Source organism: Roseburia sp. 1XD42-34 (genome assembly GCF_009917385.1).
Taxonomy (GTDB): Bacteria; Bacillota; Bacilli; order Bacillales; family Amphibacillaceae; genus Virgibacillus.
Genome location: NZ_QWLJ01000013.1, coordinates 1 through 22,428 on the forward strand (window position 1 = coordinate 1; position 22,428 = coordinate 22,428).

General features: G+C 38.9%; 20 protein-coding genes. 1 reads left to right on the plus strand and 19 read right to left on the minus strand.

Features of this window, described 5'->3' with window-relative positions; translation table 11 throughout:
* Window positions 1-375: 375 nt before the first annotated feature.
* The 5 genes from glyA to D1839_RS09370 all read right to left on the minus strand — a co-directional run bounded on the left by glyA (window position 376) and on the right by D1839_RS09370 (window position 4,962).
* Complete coding sequence (gene glyA, locus D1839_RS09350) at window positions 376-1,623, minus strand: serine hydroxymethyltransferase (RefSeq protein ID WP_120379638.1); 1,248 nt, start codon at window positions 1,621-1,623, stop codon at window positions 376-378.
* A 250-nt stretch (window positions 1,624-1,873) separates the two neighbouring features.
* A complete protein-coding gene (locus D1839_RS09355) occupies window positions 1,874-2,428 on the minus strand; it encodes a TIGR01440 family protein (RefSeq protein WP_120379639.1) in 555 nt (184 codons plus the stop codon).
* A 63-nt stretch (window positions 2,429-2,491) separates the two neighbouring features.
* Window positions 2,492-2,938, minus strand: coding sequence for a ribose 5-phosphate isomerase B (rpiB, locus tag D1839_RS09360; protein ID WP_120379640.1), 447 nt, complete (start codon window positions 2,936-2,938; stop codon window positions 2,492-2,494).
* A 111-nt stretch (window positions 2,939-3,049) separates the two neighbouring features.
* Entirely contained in the window at window positions 3,050-4,342 is a 1,293-nt protein-coding gene (locus D1839_RS09365) for a methyl-accepting chemotaxis protein (RefSeq protein ID WP_120379641.1), read from the minus strand.
* Between the two features lie 14 nt (window positions 4,343-4,356).
* Window positions 4,357-4,962: a low molecular weight protein arginine phosphatase gene (locus D1839_RS09370; RefSeq protein WP_120379642.1), complete on the minus strand. Its 606-nt coding sequence runs from the start codon at window positions 4,960-4,962 to the stop codon at window positions 4,357-4,359.
* An 858-nt stretch (window positions 4,963-5,820) separates the two neighbouring features.
* Between D1839_RS09370 and D1839_RS09375 the strand changes: the two genes are divergently transcribed.
* The gene (locus D1839_RS09375) at window positions 5,821-6,372 is read left to right on the plus strand and encodes a manganese efflux pump MntP (protein WP_120379643.1); all 552 of its coding nucleotides are present in this window, start codon (window positions 5,821-5,823) and stop codon (window positions 6,370-6,372) included.
* A 413-nt stretch (window positions 6,373-6,785) separates the two neighbouring features.
* Here the strand turns inward: D1839_RS09375 and D1839_RS09380 are convergent, their stop codons facing one another.
* From D1839_RS09380 to D1839_RS09445, 14 genes are all read right to left on the minus strand, one after another.
* A complete protein-coding gene (locus tag D1839_RS09380) occupies window positions 6,786-7,817 on the minus strand; it encodes an L-threonylcarbamoyladenylate synthase (protein ID WP_120379644.1) in 1,032 nt (343 codons plus the stop codon).
* Window positions 7,818-8,667: 850 nt separating this feature from the next.
* Window positions 8,668-9,069 carry a hypothetical protein gene (locus D1839_RS09385; protein ID WP_120379645.1) on the minus strand — a complete coding sequence of 134 codons (402 nt, stop codon included), beginning with the start codon at window positions 9,067-9,069 and terminating at the stop codon, window positions 8,668-8,670.
* Window positions 9,070-9,138: 69 nt separating this feature from the next.
* Window positions 9,139-9,762: a stage II sporulation protein R gene (gene spoIIR / locus D1839_RS09390; protein ID WP_120379646.1), complete on the minus strand. Its 624-nt coding sequence runs from the start codon at window positions 9,760-9,762 to the stop codon at window positions 9,139-9,141.
* Between the two features lie 71 nt (window positions 9,763-9,833).
* Window positions 9,834-10,688: a peptide chain release factor N(5)-glutamine methyltransferase gene (gene prmC, locus D1839_RS09395; protein WP_120379647.1), complete on the minus strand. Its 855-nt coding sequence runs from the start codon at window positions 10,686-10,688 to the stop codon at window positions 9,834-9,836.
* A gap of 4 nt (window positions 10,689-10,692) precedes the next feature.
* A complete protein-coding gene (gene prfA, locus D1839_RS09400; protein ID WP_120379648.1) occupies window positions 10,693-11,763 on the minus strand; it encodes a peptide chain release factor 1 in 1,071 nt (356 codons plus the stop codon).
* 202 nt (window positions 11,764-11,965) lie between these two features.
* Window positions 11,966-12,586 (minus strand): thymidine kinase, encoded by a 621-nt coding sequence (locus tag D1839_RS09405; protein WP_120379649.1) that lies wholly within the window; start codon window positions 12,584-12,586, stop codon window positions 11,966-11,968.
* Window positions 12,587-12,927: 341 nt separating this feature from the next.
* Window positions 12,928-13,173 carry a type B 50S ribosomal protein L31 gene (locus tag D1839_RS09410; protein ID WP_120379650.1) on the minus strand — a complete coding sequence of 82 codons (246 nt, stop codon included), beginning with the start codon at window positions 13,171-13,173 and terminating at the stop codon, window positions 12,928-12,930.
* Window positions 13,174-13,343: 170 nt separating this feature from the next.
* Complete coding sequence (gene rho, locus D1839_RS09415) at window positions 13,344-14,627, minus strand: transcription termination factor Rho (protein ID WP_120379651.1); 1,284 nt, start codon at window positions 14,625-14,627, stop codon at window positions 13,344-13,346.
* Between the two features lie 1,008 nt (window positions 14,628-15,635).
* Window positions 15,636-16,601, minus strand: coding sequence for a class II fructose-bisphosphatase (gene glpX / locus D1839_RS09420; protein ID WP_120379652.1), 966 nt, complete (start codon window positions 16,599-16,601; stop codon window positions 15,636-15,638).
* 281 nt (window positions 16,602-16,882) lie between these two features.
* Entirely contained in the window at window positions 16,883-18,169 is a 1,287-nt protein-coding gene (locus D1839_RS09425) for a UDP-N-acetylglucosamine 1-carboxyvinyltransferase (protein WP_120379653.1), read from the minus strand.
* 285 nt (window positions 18,170-18,454) lie between these two features.
* A complete protein-coding gene (fsa, locus tag D1839_RS09430; RefSeq protein WP_120379654.1) occupies window positions 18,455-19,096 on the minus strand; it encodes a fructose-6-phosphate aldolase in 642 nt (213 codons plus the stop codon).
* 35 nt (window positions 19,097-19,131) lie between these two features.
* Entirely contained in the window at window positions 19,132-19,989 is an 858-nt protein-coding gene (locus D1839_RS09435; protein WP_120379655.1) for a class II fructose-bisphosphate aldolase, read from the minus strand.
* Window positions 19,990-20,088: 99 nt separating this feature from the next.
* Window positions 20,089-20,448, minus strand: coding sequence for a response regulator (locus tag D1839_RS09440; RefSeq protein ID WP_120379656.1), 360 nt, complete (start codon window positions 20,446-20,448; stop codon window positions 20,089-20,091).
* Between the two features lie 178 nt (window positions 20,449-20,626).
* A complete protein-coding gene (locus D1839_RS09445; RefSeq protein ID WP_120379657.1) occupies window positions 20,627-22,234 on the minus strand; it encodes a CTP synthase in 1,608 nt (535 codons plus the stop codon).
* Window positions 22,235-22,428: the final 194 nt, after the last annotated feature.

Sequence of the window (22,428 nt, forward strand, 5' to 3'; positions counted from 1 at the left end):
GAAAATTATGTCATCTATGCCTCAAATGGATAATTAGCGCTTGACTTGAAGCATTACTTTTTATGCAACGCTAGTGATAATTTCCTAGACCAGAACAAAGACGCGGGCCCCAGGTTAGCAATGTAAACGAATGGAACGAATCAATGAATGATAAAGTGAACTTTTCATCAGCGAGGTTTTCTTCATCACCGCTGATGGTTAGGTTAGTACCGCCAGGGTATGACCTAAAGGCCCTTGAACGAATCGAAATTTAGGTGCTGTTATTTCCCGCTTTAGCTTGTTTCACCTTATCTTCAACCATGAGGATCTTACATCATTTACATGCAAAATAGTATCCTAATTACTAAAAGAAGATGCCTCTCTAGGCATCTTCTTTTATTGCGCGTATACCGCATAAAGCGGAAATTTTTCAGTTAGTGTTTTCACACGTTGTGCAGCTGCTTCGAGCACTTTAACATCGTCATGATTTTTTAACGTGATTGCTATGATTGAGGCTATTTCTTCCATTTCCGTTTTTCCAAACTCGCGGGTAGTAACTGCCGCTGTACCTATACGCACACCACTCGTTACAAATGGACTTTCTGTATCAAATGGGATGGTATTTTTATTGGTAGTAATCCCAATGGAATCCAATACGTGCTCAGCTACTTTCCCTGTTAATTCTAACGGTGTTACATCAAGCAATAACAAATGGTTATCCGTGCCACCAGAAACAATGCGAATTCCCTCAGATTGTAGAGATTCTGCTAACACCTTAGCATTTTCAATGATTTGTTTGCTGTACGTTTTGAACGAACCAGATAGGGCCTCCTTAAAGGAAACTGCTTTTGCCGCAATAATATGCATTAACGGTCCGCCCTGCATACCAGGAAATACAGCTTTATCAATCTTTTTAGCGTACTCTTCCTTACAAAGAATCATACCACCTCTTGGTCCACGTAATGTTTTATGCGTTGTCGTTGTTACAAAATCAGCATAAGGAACTGGATTCGGATGTAAACCAGTAGCTACCAATCCAGCAATATGAGCCATATCGACCATTAAATAAGCTCCTACCTTATCAGCGATCTCGCGAAATTTTGCAAAATTGATAACTCGTGAATATGCACTGGCACCCGCTACAATAAGTTTCGGTTTTTCTTTCTCAGCTATTTTTAAAACAGCATCATAATCTAACTGCTCCGTCTCCTTATCGACCCCATAATCAATAAAACGGTAAAGTGAACCGCTGAAATTAACCGGGCTTCCGTGTGTCAAATGTCCTCCGTGATTAAGATTCATACCCAGCACAGTATCTCCAGGCTTTAAAACAGTAAAATAAACAGCCATATTTGCTTGCGCACCGGAATGTGGTTGTACGTTGGCATGCTCAGCGCCAAACAACTGCTTCGCACGGTCACGAGCTAAATTCTCCGCAACATCTACATGCTCACAACCTCCATAGTAACGTTTGCCCGGATAACCTTCTGCGTATTTATTAGTCAACACAGATCCCATTGCTTCCATCACTGCTTCAGAGACAAAATTTTCAGAAGCAATTAATTCAATATTATCTTGTTGTCGCTTCTTTTCTGCTTCAATTGCTTGAAAAATCTCGAAATCCGCTTGTTTGACAAAGTCCATTCGATTACCCCCTTCTATGTATAAACCTATTGTAGCTTTAAACCGTTAGAAGAACAAATACATTTTTCCTTAGAATTGATGGAAATAAATTACTTCTTTCAGTAGGAATCTTCCTACTTCCTATTACCACCTACTGAACATTAATACCAAAATAAGTACCCTTGAAGCAATCAGAATTGGTATCGTTATCTCCATTTACCCTTCCTTGCGTCGCTTTTCACTCTTGTTATGTTAATCTTACAGCGCGTTATCACTCGGGATAAACTGCGCGAGCTCCGCCAATTCTTTTAGGACGGGTATAAGCTGCGTTAATACGAGCTTCTCCTAAAAAGCGCTGCTGAAGTCGGAATGGTACAGCGACTGGTTTTAAATGCATACCTATCATCGTCTCCCCAATATCCATTCCCGCATGCGCAGTTACGGTTTCCACTACTACAGGGTCTTTTAGCTGCTCAAATGCATATGCAGCCATCGCCCCACCAGCCCTTGTAACTGGAATAACCGATACCTCGTTTAATTGATAATTGTTCATCGTACTTCTTTCCATAACAATTGCTCTATTTAAATGTTCACAGCATTGGAAGCAAAGGTGAATCTTATTTTCGTTTTCCAGCTTTTTTAAATTACTGTAGATGATTGTTGCAAGTTCTTTACTGCCTGCCGTCCCAATTCTTTCGCCAGCAATTTCACTTGTCGAGCATCCAACAACAAATAAATCCCCAGGCTTGAGGCGACCTGACATTTGCCATTGCTCTTGTATATCCATAAGTTGTTCTCTAAGTTTTTGGCGAAACTGCTCTTTCATGGTAATCTAAAACACCCTTCTTTATATAGAATAAGGCAAGCCTTCTTTGCTCACCTTTCTAAATTATTGTGCATCATCTTCATATGTCGTAATTTTTTCGATCCGATTTTGATGTCGACCACCATCAAACTCTGTCTCCAACCAAGCTTTCGCCACTTCCCGAGCTAAGCCAGGACCTACGACTCGTTCCCCCATAGCCAGTACATTAGAATCATTATGCTGTCTCGTTAATTTTGCACTATATACATCATGTGTAAGAGCACAGCGAATACCTTTTACTTTATTTGCAGCAATAGACATTCCAATTCCTGTACCACAAATGAAAATACCGCGATCAAATTCCCCGTTGGCTACTCGTTCTGCTGCTGGAAGTGCATAGTCAGGATAATCTACGGAGCCTTCACAGTCACAACCTGCATCTTCAAATTCGATCTGCATTTCCGTTAGCAAATCCTTGATCTCATTTCTAATCGTCATACCTGCATGATCTGCTGTAATGATCACTTTCATCTGTATTAACTCCTTTTATTTAACCTTTATATTTAGCTGAAAAAGTTGCCAAGCTGTAAAACGCTTTTATCTTATTATACATTCATTTATGTTATTAACCAATATCGTATTTTAATTTACCTTAAACTGATTGATTTGTTTATTTAAATTATTGGCTTGCTCCTCCAACGCATGAGCTAATTCATCCACTTGCTCAATGGTGGATGCTTGTTCATGGATAGACGCATTTACTTCTTGGGCGCCCGCTGACGTCTCTTCTGCAACAGCCGCAACTTCTTGCGATTGCTTAACTGTATTTTGAATCGATTCCAGTTGACGATCTACCAAATCTGTAATTCGGCCAATCTCTGTTGCAACCTCATTTACAGAGCCAGACATCTCCGAGATTGCATGATTGGTTGTTTTTCCATTATTAGCCTCCCGTTTTGCATAGGAAACGTTATCATTTATTTTGACAACCACTGCTGAAACATCATCTTGGATAGCAGTAATTAATCCAGAAATTCGCTGCACGGCCTGAGCGCTTTGATCTGCTAGCTTACGAATTTCATCAGCAACAACAGCAAAACCCTTACCATGTTCTCCCGCTCGAGCAGCCTCAATGGACGCGTTTAGTGCAAGTAAATTCGTTTGTTCGGCGATTTCACCGACCAATGTAATAATTGTTTCCACTTGCATCGCATTTTGTTTTAAATGATCAACATCTTTTAAAGAAGTTTCCTGCTCATCAGCAAGTTTTTGAATCCCATCAACCAATTGATTAACAGCCTGCTTACTTCGATCTAATATTTTCATCATCGCATTCGATTTTTGCTTGGAGTCAGCTGCTTTTCGCTGTACCTCCTCCGCAAGCTCTGTTGCTAATTCGACTGCTTCTGCTGTATTTTGTATTGCTTCTGAAGCACTTTCCGCTCCTTTAGAAATTTCATCTGCCGATGAGCGAACGGACATAGAGTGATGATTCGCTTGTTCAGAAGCTTGGCGAATTTTAACAACCGATTGATTCGTACTTTCAAAATGCTGATCTATATTATGTACAATATCGCGTAAGTTTTTTAGCATTTTGTTAAAAGCTATCCCCAAGGCTTTCACCTCATCGTCTGATTTGGAAATTTCAATGACCTGATGTAAATTTCCTTTAGCAGCTTCAGAGGCTGCTGCTTCTAGCTTTTCCAACGGCTTTACAATCACTCTTGCTGCAAAAAAGGCCAATATTCCCGACCAAATAATACCAAGAACGAACGTGGTTATTGTAAAAAAGTGTTCGGAAACATCCCAATAATTTTGTACGTAATCATAAATAATATAAATAAATACTGCACTAACTGAATACGTTACCAAAGCTAAAGTTGTTGTAAATAGCACCAGCTTTAATCGCAAACTGAAACGATACTTCTTCTCCATTGATCTTCCCCCGCCTACTTTGTAAGTTTTTTGCTAAGCAGATCAATGTATTTATCCAATTCCTCCAGCGTCCCCTGATAGATTCTTAAATCCCCGCCAAAAGGATCGGAAATATCATAATTGATTAAATTCGCTTCCAGCCTTCGAATATTTTCAATGTCTTCCGAAAGATGTTCATGAATTCGTTGATCGAGAAGGGAATTATCCAATTTATGCTGATTTTTTTGGATAAATATTGATCTTTTTTCCTCATAATCTGCATATGCCTGTTTCAACTCTTTCCATACTTCTTTATCGGCTTCTAAGACATATTCTTTTAATGTAAAATATTTTTCTTGAAATTGCGGGAAAGTCATGATAAGAGACTGCTTATGCTGTGTCGTCATGGTTAGAACAACGTCAGCCCAATTCAGCAGTTCCTTGGTTACTGGTTGGGAAAGATGTTCGATCTCCATTTGTTTCTGTTTCAAAGCTTCTATCGCTTTTGGACTTGCTTGCTGGTTCTCTGCTGCAAAAATACCCGCAGATTGTACTTCTACTTCCGGTATTTTATGTTTAACTAACGCTTCCGCCATTGGACTACGACACGTATTACCAGTACAAACAAATAACAATCTCATAGGGGTAACCTCCGATACTAAACTCTGTTAACAATATATCATATCCTGCTTTCCTTTAACCAGTTTCTTTGCTATCCGCCAAACGTGAATGGGGTATGTTTAAGGATTTGTTGGTTTAGCATATGTAAATGTTCGCTAGCTACTAAATTAAATGTGCAGCATTATTATATCTGTATCATTTAATGGTAAATTTCAAAAATCCAAACTTCAGCAGTACAAAACATGATACAAATAAACTATAGATCATATTTTTATGAGTACTAATAACTAGCGAGGATGAACAAAGGTGCGGACGACCGTTTAGCAACGTAAGCACATGGAACGAATTAACAAAAGTGACCCTTCCATCAGCGGTGTTTTCTTCATCTCCGCTGATGGTTAGTACCACCAGGGTATGACACCTAAAGGCCCTGGAACAAATGGGGGATTTAGGTGCTGTTACCTCCCGTTTCGACTTGTTCCGCTTACATCTTCTATTCTTAGACCGTGCTAGTCTACAACGCCTTTTTACAAGATAAAAGAATCATGCCACTAAAAAACAGGGGTATGCCGACGCTGGAGCGACAAGCCCGTTTTTAGTCGGCCTTCCTCTTAGTGACGGACCGATGATGCCTTATCGGAGGACGCATTTCTAAAGTCGTATCATTGCTAAGCTCCATAAGCCAGGCTTAGCTATTCGGTTATTTCGTTATCCCAAGTACCTCATTTTATACTATCTTATCTTTTAAAGAAACCTTACTGGTTGAAATTCCACTTTACGAAACACGTTAATATGATTATTTAGTTGATTTTCAAAATAAACATATTTCTTCTTGGGTCAACATATAGTTTATAAGCATGTCCAAGGGGGAATTGGTGATGTCAGGATATATTGGTGAAGTGACAGCCTTATTGTTTTTAGCATTTGCGCTTGGACTTGATGCCTTCTCTGTCAGTTTAGGGCTTGGGATGCAGCGTCTTCGATTGAAGCGAATTGCACTCATCGGTATGGTAGTAGGCTTATTTCATATTATAATGCCCTTTTTGGGCATTATATTTGGGACAATGATATCAAAACAAATCGGCAGTTTAACCACCTTAGCCGGAGGGTTATTACTTGTAGGTATTGGTGCGCAAATGTTTTTTTCGGCTTTTAACTATCACTTAAAAAAAATGATTCAACCGATCGGACTAGGTTTATATTTATTAGCTCTCAGTTTAAGCGTCGATAGCTTTTCTGTCGGATTAAGCTTGGGTATGTCAGGAGTAAAAACGGCTATTGCACTTATACTGTTTGGATTAGTTAGTGCTTGGCTTTCTTGGATGGGCATGCTTATTGGAAGGAAAGTAGAAGGCTTCCTAGGTACATACAGTGAGTTGTTAGGTGGAAGTATTTTGATTGCGTTTGGTTTACACGTATTATTTGGATAAATATAGAAAAATCTCATCAATCACGGGCCCCTAAGACCATATACGCTATAACAAAAATCCCTGCTATTAAATCGTCCTCGTTTTTATAATGGTGGTTATGACCCCCCCATTATTATGAATGGAAGATTTTTCATGTTGACATATCCGGCGGGGAATATGCTTATCGTTACTATATTTTTGTGCGATAGAGAACAGGCTTGGCATCGCAACCTGAACCCTATCATTGGTTTCACCTCATACGATAAAAGAGCAAGGCTTACTACCATTTTATACGGAGAAATCTGATACACATATGCCTAAGTTCATTGTATGCATTCTTTTTATGATAACAAACCAGAAAAACGGACACTGCACGTCTTCCTAGTTTCACCATGCTATCTTTTTTTCTTAAAATAAATTTGGATGTTTTATGCTTATTGTAGTGTAATCATTCGAGTAGCTGCTTTCGATAAACGATTCATTACTGCTTGTCCCATTCCATGTTCTGAAAAAGCTTCACAAAGAATAATATCAACTTCTCCTAATTTAAAGGTACGCAATGCATCATATAAGTTGGCAGCTACTTGCTCTATCGTGTTTCCCAGCTTAATTTTAGCATTCGCATGAAGATGTAATATGGTACTATCCTGCCCCATTACAGCAACACGTTTTCCTTCTGTTTGCAAACGATGAATCGTAGCTTGTATCTCATCGTTAGGCCCCGAAACAATCCACAACGGTACTTCAGGGGAGTAATGCCGATACTTCATACCAGGTGATTTTGGTTTTCCATTTTCTGTTGCTAAACCAGGATCCACCATAACAGCACCTGTTATTTTTTCTATTTGCTCCGCCGTAATCCCACCAGGGCGTAATATTACGGGAATATCCTGTGTACAATCAATGACCGTTGACTCTACACCAACCCCAGTAGTGCCACCATCAACGATACCAGCAATTTTCCCATATAAATCTTCCCATACATGCTTTGCACTGGTCGGGCTAGGCCTTCCGGATATATTTGCACTTGGTGCAGCAATTGGCAAATGACATGTGGATAACAATTGCCGAGCAACAGGATGACTTGGAATACGCACACCAATTGTATCTAAGCCTGCTGTGACAGACGTTGTACATGTGTCATTGCTTGGCAAAACAAATGTAAGGGGACCTGGTGTATAAGCTTCTAACAACTTATCCACATATGAAGGCCAATTGTGAACAAGCTTTTCTATTTGGGAAACAGCTGCTATATGAACAATTAGCGGATTGTCCTGAGGGCGTCCCTTGGCTTGGAAAATTTTTCGTACAGCCTGTTCATTCGTAGCATCAGCTCCTAATCCATATACCGTTTCCGTTGGAAAAGCAACTGCTTCACCTTGTTGAAGCAGCAGACTGGCTTCCATAATTGCCTCCTGCTGCTGTTTTTCATTAGCTTGGTAAATATTCCAATACTTCGTTTTCATCGCGGTTACCTCTTTTCTACTACCATTATTTTAGTAGATCAAAGCTTGTTGTGCAATGAAACAAGAAGCTATAATCATTTCGTTTGTATTTATCCTTTATGCTTCCTCTATAAGCTTGGTCAAATCAACAATTATATGCACATAAACTATGGTTTAAAGCTTTATAGTCTATTTTTATTAGAAAAACTTGGCTTGTCGCCAAGTCTTATGGCGAAAGCCTTTTGTTTTTCTTATACTATAAACCAAAAAAATATTATCCTTTCCTATAGTGAACAAAGGCGCAGAGCGCCCGGTTAGCAACGTTGCGACTGGAGCGAATCAACTGAGATAAAGGAATCACGGTGAGGTACGAACCAATGATGACTTATCGTAGGGCGATTCGTGAAGTTGCCTAGTTGCTGGGCGCTGAAGCCGGACGTGGCTATTCGGTTATTTCGATATCTCCCAAGCACCTCCTTTTATAGGTTCGTATACCATGAAAAAATAAAATCATGTGGATAACAAATCAACAGGATATCCACATGATTTTAGTATACAAAACCTTATTTATTTAGTTATTTTTTCATTTATACACATTATCCACAGCGTATTTTAAAGTTATCCACAAAAACAGTGGATAACATTGTTAATAACTTAATTTTTTACAATTTATTCCGAAAAATTTGCTATAAAACCCTCACTTCTGGAAGTTCGCATAGATACAAAAAAATTTAAGAGAGAGTCCGCAACTAGATTCCCGATTCATTCAAGAAGGCCATCAGATCCTCCTCTTTACAATAACTAGACTAGCCATTACTGGAGGTTGTAAAAATCCACACCTAATGGAGACTTCACTTTATCTAACAACCTATTAAGATACATGGTACAACCACCAATTCCCATCTCTTTGATCGTATTTATTAACAAATGCTCTTTCTTTTTGTGGATGAAACTGTAAAGCCTCAAGTAATATATCCACAACTGGCTGATGACTATGCACATACACTCGCTCGGCATGCTGCTGTTTAGCCATTGTTAAAATAGATTCTAATAATACAGGAAGGACAGCTGCTTCTGATTGTGTAATGTACAATTGCTTTAACCAATAGGTTCCTTTTTCCATTTCCTCAAGAATAAAACAACCTTCAATTTCACCTTTCAATTCAACTACATAGCCTCTCTGTAATAAGCTATACTTATTTAAGTTTGGATTATTTTGTAAAAAGTGCTCCAATTTTTCCGCAGACGCTTTACTGGCCTGAACTAAATTCATTTCTACTCACCTCTATCTGGTTTAATAGCTTTCCTCATATTAAAGAAGTTTATGCAACTGTTCTTCCAACTATGACCATCCAAGCCATTCAAATAAGAAAAATGTTACTTTCGTATCTTCCTTCTGTTCCTCTTCTTCTTTAGTCTCTTCTTCCATTGTTTCAGCTGACACAGCACTAGTCCCATTGGAGAAGTCCAAAAAACAGAGCGGCGGAAATAAAACACACCACCAATTATCTCCCTTACCCTCTCCAATTGTAATTAATACAGCCTCGTATTTACCTGCCGGGTATACATATGAACCATATATTTTAGCAGGAAAGGAAACAGCTTTACCATAAGTCACTTCAAAATTTTGCTCCACTCCTGATTCTTCAAGTACAGAGCGTATAATCTGATTGATTTCTGGAATTCTTTTTTCTATTAAATTTCTAGCTTGCTCCATATCCGTCATATCTTCTACCCAACTCGTAATTTCTTCATTTACACGGTCGCGAATGTTTCTTTTTAATTGCTGATCAGATTCATTATCACTATTTGCTAATATACGTAAACGGATCGCCTCATCGGGAATAACTTGATAATCTTCCTGATCCGGAAGCGATTTTTCCTCCGGTTTTTGACTAAAGACTTGCCCAGGAATACTTAAAAATCCTATTAAAAATATAACAACAAAAAATACTAGCTTTTTCATCACCGGCTTCCCCCTTTGTTATTCATCATTATGTTCAAAGGTTGATGATTTTAAACTAGTATTCTGCAAAATTATTTTTTTATGATGACCATTCGGTCTTTTCCATTCATGTCTTGTAGCACTTGTGGATGACTGTCTGGATAAACAGCTTTAATTAAATCCGAGACGGACTTCCCCTGTTGATAACCTATTTCAAAAACAGTTAAACGAGGCATTTTAGGTAGCTGTGCCATTTGGCTTATTATTTTTTCGTACGCAGCTAGACCATTACGATCAGCAAATAAGGCCAACTTCGGATCAAAATGTTTCACCGTATCTGCCATAAAAGGTGCTTCACTAATAGCAATATAGGGAGGGTTACTAACGATTACATCTGCCTGAACATTACGTTGAAGTATTGGTTCTAAGAAATCCCCGGTAGCAAATTTAACGGCTGCTTGATGGTAAACAGCATTTTCCTTTGCTACTGTTAATGCCTCTTCTGAAATATCTGTAGCATAAACAATGGCATTAGGTAGTTCTAAAGCAAGTGTGATCGCAATAATCCCACTTCCCGTACCTATATCAACAATCGTTGGTGACTTATCCACATCATTCACAGCTGTGATTACTTGCTGAACTAGCTCTTCTGTTTCCGGTCTTGGGATAAGTACATGTTCGTTCACCTTATATTCTCGCCCGTAAAACGGGGCATATCCCATAAGATGCTGGGCTGGCATTCCAGTTGTCGCATGCTCTTTAATAGCAGCGACATATTTTGAAAGTACTTTTTCAGGAACAGGCTCTTGCATATTCATATAAAATTTGGCTGTAGAAACCTGTAAATAATGCTTTAAAAGAATAACTGCTACATGCTGTTCTCGACCATTTTCCTCTAAAAAAAGGGAAGCCCATTTGAGGACTTCATGTTGTTTATTTGCTTCCATAGCATTATTCACCAATTTGTTCCAGTTTCTTCGTTTGTTCTTCCATAATCAACGCATCAATAATATCGTCTAATTTTCCTTCCAGAATTTGATCCAGCTTTTGAATCGTCAAGCCGATACGATGATCGGTTACACGATTTTGCGGAAAATTATATGTGCGAATACGCTCCGAACGATCTCCTGTACCTACAGCAGACTTACGGTTTTCATCGTATTCAGCTTGTGCTTCCTGTTGATACATATCATATATTCTGGCACGTAGTACTTTCATTGCTTTCTCTTTGTTTTTTATTTGTGACTTTTCATCCTGAATAGACACAACAATGCCCGTTGGGATATGCGTTAACCGAACAGCTGACATTGTTGTATTTACACTTTGTCCCCCTGGACCACTTGAAGCAAATGTATCAACACGAATATCTTTATCGTGAATGTCTACTTCTACTTCTTCCGCTTCTGGAAGTACAGCTACGGTTGCTGTAGACGTATGAATCCGTCCACCTGACTCCGTTTCAGGAACACGCTGTACACGATGTGCGCCATTTTCATATTTCAGACGTGAGTATGCACCTTTTCCATTGATCATAAAAATAATTTCTTTATATCCACCTACACCTGTCGTATGGGCTTCCATCACTTCAAGCTTCCAGCCATAGTTTTCAGCATAACGCGCATACATACGATATAAATCACCAGCAAATAACGCCGCTTCATCTCCACCCGCTGCACCACGAATTTCCATAAACACGTTTTTATCATCATTTGGATCTTTCGGCAATAGTAAAACCTTCATTTTTTCTTCCAATTGCTGTTTGTTTTCTGTAAGTTCACTAATTTCAAGTTTCACCATTTCTTCCATTTCTTCATCTAACTGTTCTTCTTGCATTTCTTTTGCATCCTTTAACTGCTGGGCGACATCTTTATATTCGCGGTACGCTTGAACAACATCTTCTAAACCAGACTGCTCCTTGGAATATTCCCGAAGTTTATTTGCATCACTAATAATTTCCGGATCACTTAGCAATTCATTTAATTTATTGTAACGATCTTCTAAAGATTGTAAACGATCTAACATCACGGCCACCTCTTTCTGATTAACAGTATAATTATAGTATACTCCCCTTCTAAGGTCAAAATCAGTGGAACTCCTAGAGCCCGTCAAGCATATATGGGAGTAACAGTACTTACATTCCTCTTACTTTATGCCGTTTTTTTATTATTAAAAGCTTCCTGATCGTCCCTTCTAGAAAAAGAACCTTTTCTAAGGAATGCCTGTCCTATTTCATTAGCTTAGACAAACGCGTATAGTCAACAGGATTTGGTTTGTTTGGTACTTCATGGTGATGGCGACATCTAGGCTCATAGGACTCGGAAGCGCCCACTAATATAATTGGATCGTCATAAGAAGCTGGTTGTCCATTAATTAAACGCTGCGTCCTACTTGCTGGCGAACCACATATTGGACAAATCGCGTTTAATTTAGTAACCGATTCACTTAACGCCATTAATTCAGGCATCGAGCCAAAAGATTCTCCACGAAAATCAGTATCTAAGCCAGCTACAATAACGCGAATCCCCATATCCGCTAACTGTTCTACGACAGTGACAATGGAAGCATCAAAAAATTGCGCTTCATCTATACCAACAATGTCCACATTCTTATCGATATGTTCCATTAACCCTTCTACAGCTTTTATAGGTCGTGCTATAATAGATGTACCATTGTGAGAAACAACTGCCTCTTTTTCATATCGATCATCAATCGCTGGTTTAAAGACACGGACTACTAAATTAGCGTATGTAGCACGTCGGACACGGCGAATCAATTCCTCGGATTTCCCTGAAAACATACTCCCACAAATCAATTCTACCCAGCCACTTTGTTTCATTACATACATTTCCTCTTGCCCCACTTTCCAAAGTTTCGTTTATTCAGTTTGTTTAACGCCCGTTTTCTTATATTGATACACATTAATCGTTTGCTGGGCATAGAATCTGCTAATTTTAATATTACTGATCACAGCCAAGTCTCTTTTAATTGGAAAAACCTGAAGGGAAAATAACGGATCAGGTCCTTTTATGTCCGGCTTACTATATTTTTAACAGTACATTTATCAACAGCTACATGGTTAATTAGTGTTTAAAAGTAAAAAAACAGGCAAAGATTGGACATTTTGCCTGTTTTATACACTATTGTAACTGGATCATACATTTTAGGAACTTGTTACGTTCCAACATTTTACTTCATATTATATTTTTTCTTGAAGCGATCCACTCGACCACCGACTTTATCAGCTTTTTGCTTACCAGTGTAGAATGGATGTGATTCTGAGCTAATCTCAACACGAATTAATGGGTACGTATTACCATCTTCCCATTCAATTGTTTCGTTGGATGTTTTCGTAGATCCACTTAAAAATTTAAAATCTGAACTCGTATCAAGAAAAACTACTTTTTGGTACTTTGGATGAATATCCTTTTTCATGTCTTTCCACTCCTTTTTGCCCTGAGTCCTTTGGAAACAGAGTTATTGCAAGAGCCCTCATAGGTAAAATACCTGATCTAAACTCACATAAAAAGATTATAACAGGATGATTTCGGGAATGCAATAGTGGGATTTGCCCATTGTTTTCCTAAATCTATAACTTCTTCACTTTACGAACGTTTCATACCGCGTCGTTTCATTTCCTCATCCATCTTTTGGAAGAATTCTTCATTGTTTTTTGATTGCTTTAATCTACGTAGAAAACGTTCCAGAAAATCATTGGAATCCTGCATCGTTTTACGAATAGCCCACATTTTATCTAAATGCGACTTATCAACAAGTAATTCTTCTTTTCTGGTACCAGAACGTAAAATATCAATAGCTGGAAATATGCGCCGTTGAGCTAAATTTCGGTCCAAATGCAATTCCATATTTCCTGTTCCTTTAAATTCTTCATATATCACGTCGTCCATGCGTGAACCAGTATCGATCAACGCAGTAGCTAAAACAGTAAAGCTTCCGCCCTCTTCAATATTACGAGCTGCTCCAAAAAAACGTTTTGGACGATGAAATGCAGCTGGGTCGATACCACCTGATAAGGTGCGTCCGCTAGGGGGTATAACAAGATTATAAGCTCGCGCCAAACGTGTAATACTATCCATTAACACAATAACATCTCGTTTATGCTCTACCAAGCGCATCGCCCGTTCTAATACGAGCTCAGATACTTTAATATGACTCTCAGGCACTTCATCGAATGTAGAGCTTACAACGTCAACGTCCGGATGAACAGAGCGCTCAATATCCGTTACTTCTTCAGGACGTTCATCCACTAACAAAATAATAAGTTTCGCATTTGGGTGGTTTTCCGAAATACTATTAGCAATCTCCTTTAGTAAAGTAGTCTTACCAGCTTTAGGAGGAGCGACAATAAGTCCCCGCTGACCATAGCCAACAGGAGTCATTAAATCAATAATTCGGGTTGATATTTCATTCGTTTTCGTTTCCAGTTTCATGAGCCTATCAGGATATAATGCTGTTAATGCAGGAAAATGCACACGTTCCTTCGCCGTTTCTGGATCTTCTCCGTTAACAGCGTCTACGTGCAGTAATCCGTAATATCTTTCATTTTCCTTAGGAGGGCGAACCTTTCCCGACACTTTATCGCCATTCCGTAGGTCAAAGCGACGAATTTGCGAAGCAGAAATATAAATATCTTCAGCACTTGGCGAGTAGTTAATCGGTCTTAAAAAGCCAAATCCTTCTGATGGGATAATCTCTAATACCCCATCCATGAAGAGATAACCATCTTTTTCTGCCTGTGCTTTTAAAATTGCAAAAATAAGTTCTTTTTTCGTTAACTTGGCATAATAAGAAATTTTATATTCTCGTGCTAGTTGGTATATCTCTTTTAGTGTTAACGTCTCCAAACGGGAGATAGTTAATCCTGCCATAAAATCACCACACCTATTATAATTTTAATTTTTGAAATAATAACGCAAAAAATTGTTTTCTGCTCCAACCATATATAGTCTTATAATGAGTTTAACCTGCATTAAAGCTTTCCTTCACGGCGTATTATATTTATATATACTCTATTCCTTAGAGTTAGCTATATCTATTAATCGCTGCTTTGTTATCAGGGTATACTATCCTTATTGAGGTGAAGACCTAGGAGTTTTTTTGCATTGTCCTACAATTGGGAAACCTTAAATTTAAATCAAGTTATAAAATATTTATGTAGGAAGATTGTTCGACCATATGCTTTTTTTCTATACATATCTCTCTTTTCTCCCTTAAGGAATCTTGCTTTTAAATCAGATCTTACATCTAAATAATTGATCTATAACGCAGCTTGAACCAACTTACTGGATGGACGGTTCGTTCATTTCCCGTAACATGGTAAAGCTATATACAACCAGATAGAATTTTCACTTCTTTGTTGGAAGGTCTGTCTTCGCAGAAATGAAGAAAAATTGTAGAAGCTAGATTCGAAGTTCAACATATTACATATATCATAAACATATACCATAATACTCTTTTAACGTGTAAGATTCAACACTATATTAATATTTATTTTAAGAAATTACGAATTCATCTTTATTGTAGCATACTAGGACCCTTCTCGCTAACAACACAATGGATATATTCCTATATTGAAAAGAAAAGGAAGCTAACTCAAATAGCTTCCTTTTCTTTTAAAGGTAAGTCTACGCATTGCTTTCTAATAGACATAAGTAAGGAAGAACAAAGATGCAAGTTCGTTAACAACATAGCAACTAGAACGAATCAACGGAGTAAAGACGCCTACTCTTAGCTACAACCAATGATGACTTATTATAGGGAAATTCGTGATGTTGCCTAGTTGCTGGCTCATAAGCCAGACGGGCTTATTTGGTTGTGTTATTATACGTAAATAGATCTTCCTTATTTATTCCCAGTTTTTACATAGTCCATACCTATTACTTCATAACGAGGTCTGGTTTTTTCTGCAAACTATGTGTACCATCGATAAAGCGCACCGTACCACTTTTAGCTCGCATAACTACCGTTTCCGTGGTTGCTTCTGTTCCTTTAAATTGAACGCCTTTTAATAATTCCCCATCTGTAACTCCAGTAGCAGCAAAAATGGCGTCATCTCCACTACAAAAATCATTCATATACAAAACTTTATTAATATCAGCTATGCCCATTTTTGCACAGCGATCAGCTTCCTCTTTGTTTGCAGGAACTAGTTTGCCTTGCATTTCCCCTCCTAAGCATTTGAGAGCAGCAGCTGCAATAACGCCTTCTGGGGCACCACCGATTCCTAACAGAACATCAACGCCAGTTTCTTCAAAAGCTGTATTGATAGCACCTGCAACATCTCCATTAGAAATTAATTTAATTCGGGCACCTGCCTCGCGAATTTCTTCAATCAATTTTTGGTGGCGTGGACGATCCAAAACCGTTACAACTACATCCTCCACAGCTTTGTTTTTAGCTTTGGCAACGGCTTGTAAATTTTCCAGTGTAGTAGCATTAATATCGATCTTACCAACTGCTTGAGGTCCTACTGCAATTTTGTTCATATACATGTCTGGCGCATGTAATAATGTACCTTTATCTGCGATTGCAATTACAGAAAGAGCATTCCAGGATCCATTTGCGACGATACTCGTGCCTTCCAGCGGGTCAACGGCAACATCCACACCAGGTCCGTTACCTGTGCCAAGCTGTTCCCCTATATAGAGCATAGGTGCTTCGTCCATCTCTCCCTCGCCAATAACAACCGTACCTTGCATAGGAATAGTATCAAAAACAGCACGCATCGCTGTTGTAGCTGCATCATCAGCTTCCTCTTTTCTGCCTCTTCCCATCCAGCGTGCTGATTTTAAAGCAGCTGCTTCTGTTACTCTCACTAATTCCATGGTTAAACTTCTTTCCATAATTATCTCTCCCTTTTGTAAACTTTCCTCATCCCAAGAAGAAGTTTTACAAAAGTATTTCTCTCTATGAATTTATTCAAAAAGTGGACTAAAATGGCACATCGGTATTTCTAGTTGACTTGTTTTTTCGTTCCTTGGAAAAGGATGATCCTATTCTTGTACGATAATGGGTAACATATGATTTTATAGCAGTTGAGTTTTCCATCTTAAAGGTCTGTCGGAAATCCTATCGATGGTCAGAGCTACTAAGCCAACTTAACAGCTTTTAGTAGCGGTTGATGCTAAGAGTTTTGTAATTCTTGTATCTCTTGTTGTGTCATCTTATCGCGCCAGATTTTAGCACCCAGATTCGTTAACTTTTCTGTAATGTTTTCATAACCTCGGTCGATATGGTCAAGCCCAGTAATTTCGGTAATTCCGTCGGCCATTAAACCTGCAATAATCAATGCAGCTCCAGCACGAAGGTCAGTTGCATTTACTTTAGCCCCTTGTAATTGTACAGGCCCTGATACGATAGCTGATCCACCTTCCACCTTAATAGAGGCATTCATTCTGCGTAGCTCATCAATATGCTTCAACCTTGCAGAATAAATCGTATCTGTTACAACCCCTGTGCTTTCTGCTTTTGTTAACAAGGTAGTAAACGGCTGCTGCAAATCTGTCGGAAAACCAGGATATACAAGTGTTTTTATATCCACACTTTTAAATGGTTGTTTCGGTGCAATAAAGAGTTGTTCATTGCTTTCCTCTACTGGAACGCCCATTTCCCGCAATTTCGCTAATAGAGACTCCAAATGCGGAGGAATTACATTATCAATGGTTACTTCTTTACCCATAGCAGCAGCTGCAATTGCGTACGTCCCTGCTTCGATTCGGTCTGGAATGATCGTGTGGCGGCAGCCGCTTAAATGAGGAACACCTTCAATTCGAATAACATCCGTACCAACGCCTTTGATTTTTGCTCCCATATTCGTAAGCAAAGTGGCTACATCAATAATTTCAGGTTCTTTAGCTGCATTTTCTATAATCGTCTTTCCTTTTGCTTTAACAGCCGCGAGCATAATATTGATCGTCGCCCCTACGCTAACAACATCCAAATAAATACGTGCACCAGTCAATTCCTTCGCACGTAAGTAAATCGCTCCTTGTTCATTGGTAACTTCTGCGCCTAGCGCTTCAAAACCTTTAATATGCTGGTCAATCGGGCGAGGCCCTAGAAAGCAACCACCAGGCAATCCAATTACCGCTTTTTTAAATTTTCCGAGCATTGCTCCCATAAAATAATACGACGCTCTAAGCTTTTTTACTTTCCCATTTGGAAGTGGCATCGCTATCATATTTGCAGGGTCTATATGGACGGTTTGGCCATCCCAAGAAACAGATCCACCTATTTCTTCCAGCAAATCGCCTAACGTGTACACATCAGATATTTGTGGAAGCCCCTCAATAGTTACGTCAGAATCAGCCAATATAGCAGCGGGCAACAATGCGACAGCACTATTTTTCGCTCCACTTATTCGAACTTTGCCATTTAGTAAATGGCCACCTTCAACGAACATTTTTTGCATGTAAAAACCTCACTTAAGCAAGGAACATGCAAGCGCAAATTTTGCGCCCACATTACTTGCAATCTTTATTGCAGTACATAAAGTAAAACTTCATTACAGAAGAAATATTCTCCAACTCTTTCTGAATGTTTAGTTGAACTAATCCGGCATTTAGGTGCTATGATCTCCCACTTAGGGTTGTTTTTATTTATTTCCCTCTTGAAAGCGGGAGTCTTACAGCACCTTACATGCGGGATAAAACTGCATTTGTTCCTTAGGTTGTGCCACATTTCCATTTTTATGCTACTACTTTTGCTTATTCCAATCAGTCAAAAACTTTTCAATTCCTTGATCTGTTAGTGGATGTGCAACTAGCTGCTGAAGCACTTTAAATGGAATGGTTGCTATGTGTGCACCGTTTTTAGCAGCGTCTACAACATGTAAAGGATGGCGGATTGATGCAGCAATGATTTCGGTATGGATGTCATGTTTATTAAAAATATCAGCAATTGTCTCAATCAGGTCCATTCCGTTATGACCGATATCATCTAAACGCCCTAGAAAAGGAGACACATAAGTCGCGCCCGCTCGAGCAGCAAGTAAAGCTTGATTTGCATTAAAGATAAGTGTAACGTTCGTTTTAATATTTAAATCGCTAAATGTCTTTACTGCTTTTAAGCCTTCTAGTGTCATCGGAACTTTCACTGTAATATTAGGTGCAATTGCTGCAAGTTCTTTCCCTTCACGAATCATGCCCTCTGCATCTTCTGCAATTACTTCAGCACTTACAGAGCCAGACACTTCACTAGTAATTTCACGTAAACGATCATGAAAAGAAACACCTTCTTTTGCAACAAGGCTAGGGTTAGTGGTTACACCATCCAGAACACCTAGTGCATTTGCTTCACGAATCTCCTCAATATTTGCTGTATCAATAAAGAATTTCATAAATTCCTGCCCCCTTCACATATTTTTAAGCAAATTTATGCTTTTTGCGATGAACCGAATTCACGCATTTTACTAATGACAGTTTCTTTAATCGCATCTCTTCCTGGTCCTAAATATTTACGTGGGTCATATAGATCAGGTTTTTCGTTCAAAACTTCACGTACCTTGTTCGCCTGCGCAATTTGATTCTCTGTATTCACATTAATCTTAGCTGTTCCTAGAGAAATAGCACGTTGAATATCTTTTGTTGGTATCCCTGTACCTCCATGAAGAACTAGCGGAATGTGTACAGTGTTAAGGATTTCTTCCATTTCTTCAAAACCAAGGTTCGGCTCCCCTTTATATGGACCGTGCACAGATCCAAGTGCTGGAGCTAAACAGTCAATGCCTGTTGCCTCAACAAGTTTTTTACACTCTTTTGGATCTGCATAGATGACGCCGTCAGCAACAACATCATCTTCCTGTCCACCAACAGTTCCTAGTTCAGCTTCTACAGATACGCCGTGCAGATGAGCTAACTCAACTACTTTTTTTGTAACAGCTATATTTTCTTCTAATGGATCATGAGAAGCATCAATCATAACAGAAGTAAATCCAGCATGAATAGCTTCTGCACACTTTGCAAAGCTAGAGCCATGATCTAAATGTATCGCTACAGGTACAGTCGTGCCATATGCGTCCATCAGCGATTTCACCATTGCTACAACAACGTTAAAACCACCCATATATCTTGCAGCACCTTCAGAAACCCCTAAAATAACAGGAGACTTTTCTTCTTCGGCAGCTTGCAAAATGGCTTGAGCGTACTCCAGGTTATTTAAGTTAAATTGACCAACTGCATAACCATTTTCTTTCCCTTTTTCTAACATTTCTTTCATTGATACTAATGGCATGTATATCCTCCTCTAGTTGAACATTACACCTATGTCAAAATAAATTACACTAATAGAATACCAACAACCGCACAAAGTCGCAACAATACGCTGTTGGAATTAATTCAAAATGGAATGAACCAATTGACAAACTTCCTTAATATTAAATGGTTTACTAAGAATGGTTACAATATTATTACAATCTTCTTTTTCTCGAATAACAGTTTCTGTCATGCCGGTCATAACAATTGCAGGGACATGATTGTTTGTTTTTTCCAATTGACGAAGCACTTCAAATGCATTTAATATCGGTAAATGATAATCAATCATTAATAAATGAAAAGAAGAGGAATTGATTTTCTCTAGTCCCTCTTTTCCTGTATTGGCAGTTTCCACACGATAACCTTCCTCTGTTAGTATATCTGTTAACAGCATACAGATACCTGGTTGATCATCAACAACGAGGATTGTTTTTTCCATCTATCCAACTTCCCCTTTCCAAAACATTTGCCCCCAATAATACTATTCTCTATAATGCATCAGATATCCTGCTACAGTCCCTTGGCTTTTATCTAAAATAGAAAAGGGAGCAGTATCAACTAACATACAACTCCCCATCTATAATATCATCTCTATATACGATTATACGATATGTGACTTATGACCGTTGATAATTAACCGCAGCCCCAATGAAGCCTTTAAACAATGCTTGTGGTCTAGTTGGCCTCGATGTGAATTCCGGATGAAATTGACTCGCTACAAACCATGGGTGATCAGCGATTTCGATCGTTTCTACTAAACGACCATCTGGACTTGTACCAGAAAACACAAAGCCATGTTCCGTCATTTGCTCACGGTAAACATTATTAAATTCATAACGATGACGATGACGTTCCTCGATAAAATCGGCGCCTTCATAAGCGGCTTTTACTTTCGTGCCATCTTGTAGCTTGCATGGGTAAATACCAAGTCTTAATGTACCACCAAGGTCAGATATATCTTTTTGCTCTGGAAGTAAATCAATGATTGGGTGTGCGGTATCTGGATCAATCTCTGCAGAATGTGCTCCAGAAAGCCCCAGAACATTACGGGCAAATTCCACTGTTGCTAATTGCATGCCAAGGCAAATTCCCAGAAACGGAATTTTATTCTCACGTGCATATTGAATAGCTACTATTTTTCCTTCAATACCTCGATCACCAAATCCACCAGGCACTAGAATACCGTCTACATGTTGTAATTCTTTATGAATAGTTTGCTCATCCAGCAGCTCAGAATTCACCCAATGCACACGAATATCAGCATCGTATGCAAATCCAGCATGCTTCAATGCTTCTACTACAGATAAATACGCGTCAGGAAGCTCTACATACTTACCAACTAAAGCAATATCTACTGTTTTTGAAAGGTGCCGTACTTTGTTTAGAAGTTCCATCCATTCTTTCATATCCGCTTGTTTACAGTCTAGTCCAAAGTGTTGGCATGTAAGCTCATCTAATTGCTGCTCTTGTAAAGAAATTGGCACTTGATATAATGTATCGGCATCTAGCATTTCAATGACCGCTTTTTCATTAATATCGCAAAACAAGGCGATTTTTTCTTTCATCTCTTTACTAATCGTTTGCTCTGTTCGTAATACGATGACATCTGGTTGAATTCCCAATGAACGCAATTCCTTAACACTATGTTGCGTCGGCTTTGTTTTCATTTCCCCAGCAGCCTGAATGTAAGGAACAAGTGTACAATGCAAGTACATGACGCTATCTCTACCCACATCTTTTTTTATTTGACGGATAGCCTCCAGGAATGGTAACGATTCAATATCACCGACCGTGCCGCCAATTTCCGTAATCACAATATCTGCGCCTGTAGCTTCGCCTGCACGGAAAACCTGTTCTTTAATTTCATTGGTAATATGAGGAATGACTTGAACCGTCCCGCCTAAATAGTCGCCACGACGTTCTTTACGAATGACACTGGAATACACCTTACCAGTTGTAATATTGCTGTATTTATTTAAATTAATATCGATAAATCGTTCATAGTGACCTAAATCCAGATCTGTTTCTGCGCCATCTTCTGTTACATAAACTTCACCATGCTGATATGGACTCATGGTGCCGGGATCAACATTAATATATGGGTCAAATTTTTGAATGGTTACTTGTAAACCACGATTTTTTAGTAATCTTCCCAATGAAGCAGCTGTGATCCCTTTTCCTAAAGACGAGACAACTCCTCCAGTTACAAAAATATACTTGGTCATCTTTTTTCCCTCTTTCTATTGTGTTATGCAATAAAGTGAAACTTCATTCAGTCGGAGTTTCACTATCAACTCCGACTGGATGTTAGTAGAACGAATCGGGCATTTGGTGCTGTTGCTCACTCTTTAACTCGTATTATCCCCAACGCTTGATGTGGGAGTCGTACAGCACTTTACATGCGGGATATAAACAGAAT

Bases quoted from the DNA above. Each gene is read 5' to 3' on its own strand.
- fsa (WP_120379654.1), bottom strand. From the start codon at position 19,096: ATGAAATTCTTTATTGATACAGCAAATATTGAGGAGATTCGTGAAGCA.
- prmC (WP_120379647.1), bottom strand. From the start codon at position 10,688: ATGGAAGCAAATAAACAACATGAAGTCCTCAAATGGGCTTCCCTTTTT.
- glpX (WP_120379652.1), bottom strand. From the start codon at position 16,601: ATGGAAAGAAGTTTAACCATGGAATTAGTGAGAGTAACAGAAGCAGCT.
- prfA (WP_120379648.1), bottom strand. From the start codon at position 11,763: ATGTTAGATCGTTTACAATCTTTAGAAGATCGTTACAATAAATTAAAT.
- D1839_RS09365 (WP_120379641.1), bottom strand. From the start codon at position 4,342: ATGGAGAAGAAGTATCGTTTCAGTTTGCGATTAAAGCTGGTGCTATTT.
- D1839_RS09405 (WP_120379649.1), bottom strand. From the start codon at position 12,586: ATGTATGTAATGAAACAAAGTGGCTGGGTAGAATTGATTTGTGGGAGT.
- D1839_RS09375 (WP_120379643.1), top strand. From the start codon at position 5,821: ATGTCAGGATATATTGGTGAAGTGACAGCCTTATTGTTTTTAGCATTT.
- D1839_RS09425 (WP_120379653.1), bottom strand. From the start codon at position 18,169: ATGCAAAAAATGTTCGTTGAAGGTGGCCATTTACTAAATGGCAAAGTT.
- D1839_RS09435 (WP_120379655.1), bottom strand. From the start codon at position 19,989: ATGCCATTAGTATCAATGAAAGAAATGTTAGAAAAAGGGAAAGAAAAT.
- D1839_RS09410 (WP_120379650.1), bottom strand. From the start codon at position 13,173: ATGAAAAAGGATATTCATCCAAAGTACCAAAAAGTAGTTTTTCTTGAT.
- D1839_RS09355 (WP_120379639.1), bottom strand. From the start codon at position 2,428: ATGAAAGAGCAGTTTCGCCAAAAACTTAGAGAACAACTTATGGATATA.
- D1839_RS09440 (WP_120379656.1), bottom strand. From the start codon at position 20,448: ATGGAAAAAACAATCCTCGTTGTTGATGATCAACCAGGTATCTGTATG.
- spoIIR (WP_120379646.1), bottom strand. From the start codon at position 9,762: ATGAAAAAGCTAGTATTTTTTGTTGTTATATTTTTAATAGGATTTTTA.
- glyA (WP_120379638.1), bottom strand. From the start codon at position 1,623: ATGGACTTTGTCAAACAAGCGGATTTCGAGATTTTTCAAGCAATTGAA.
- D1839_RS09445 (WP_120379657.1), bottom strand. From the start codon at position 22,234: ATGACCAAGTATATTTTTGTAACTGGAGGAGTTGTCTCGTCTTTAGGA.
- D1839_RS09385 (WP_120379645.1), bottom strand. From the start codon at position 9,069: ATGAATTTAGTTCAGGCCAGTAAAGCGTCTGCGGAAAAATTGGAGCAC.
- D1839_RS09370 (WP_120379642.1), bottom strand. From the start codon at position 4,962: ATGAGATTGTTATTTGTTTGTACTGGTAATACGTGTCGTAGTCCAATG.
- D1839_RS09380 (WP_120379644.1), bottom strand. From the start codon at position 7,817: ATGAAAACGAAGTATTGGAATATTTACCAAGCTAATGAAAAACAGCAG.
- rho (WP_120379651.1), bottom strand. From the start codon at position 14,627: ATGGCAGGATTAACTATCTCCCGTTTGGAGACGTTAACACTAAAAGAG.
- rpiB (WP_120379640.1), bottom strand. From the start codon at position 2,938: ATGAAAGTGATCATTACAGCAGATCATGCAGGTATGACGATTAGAAAT.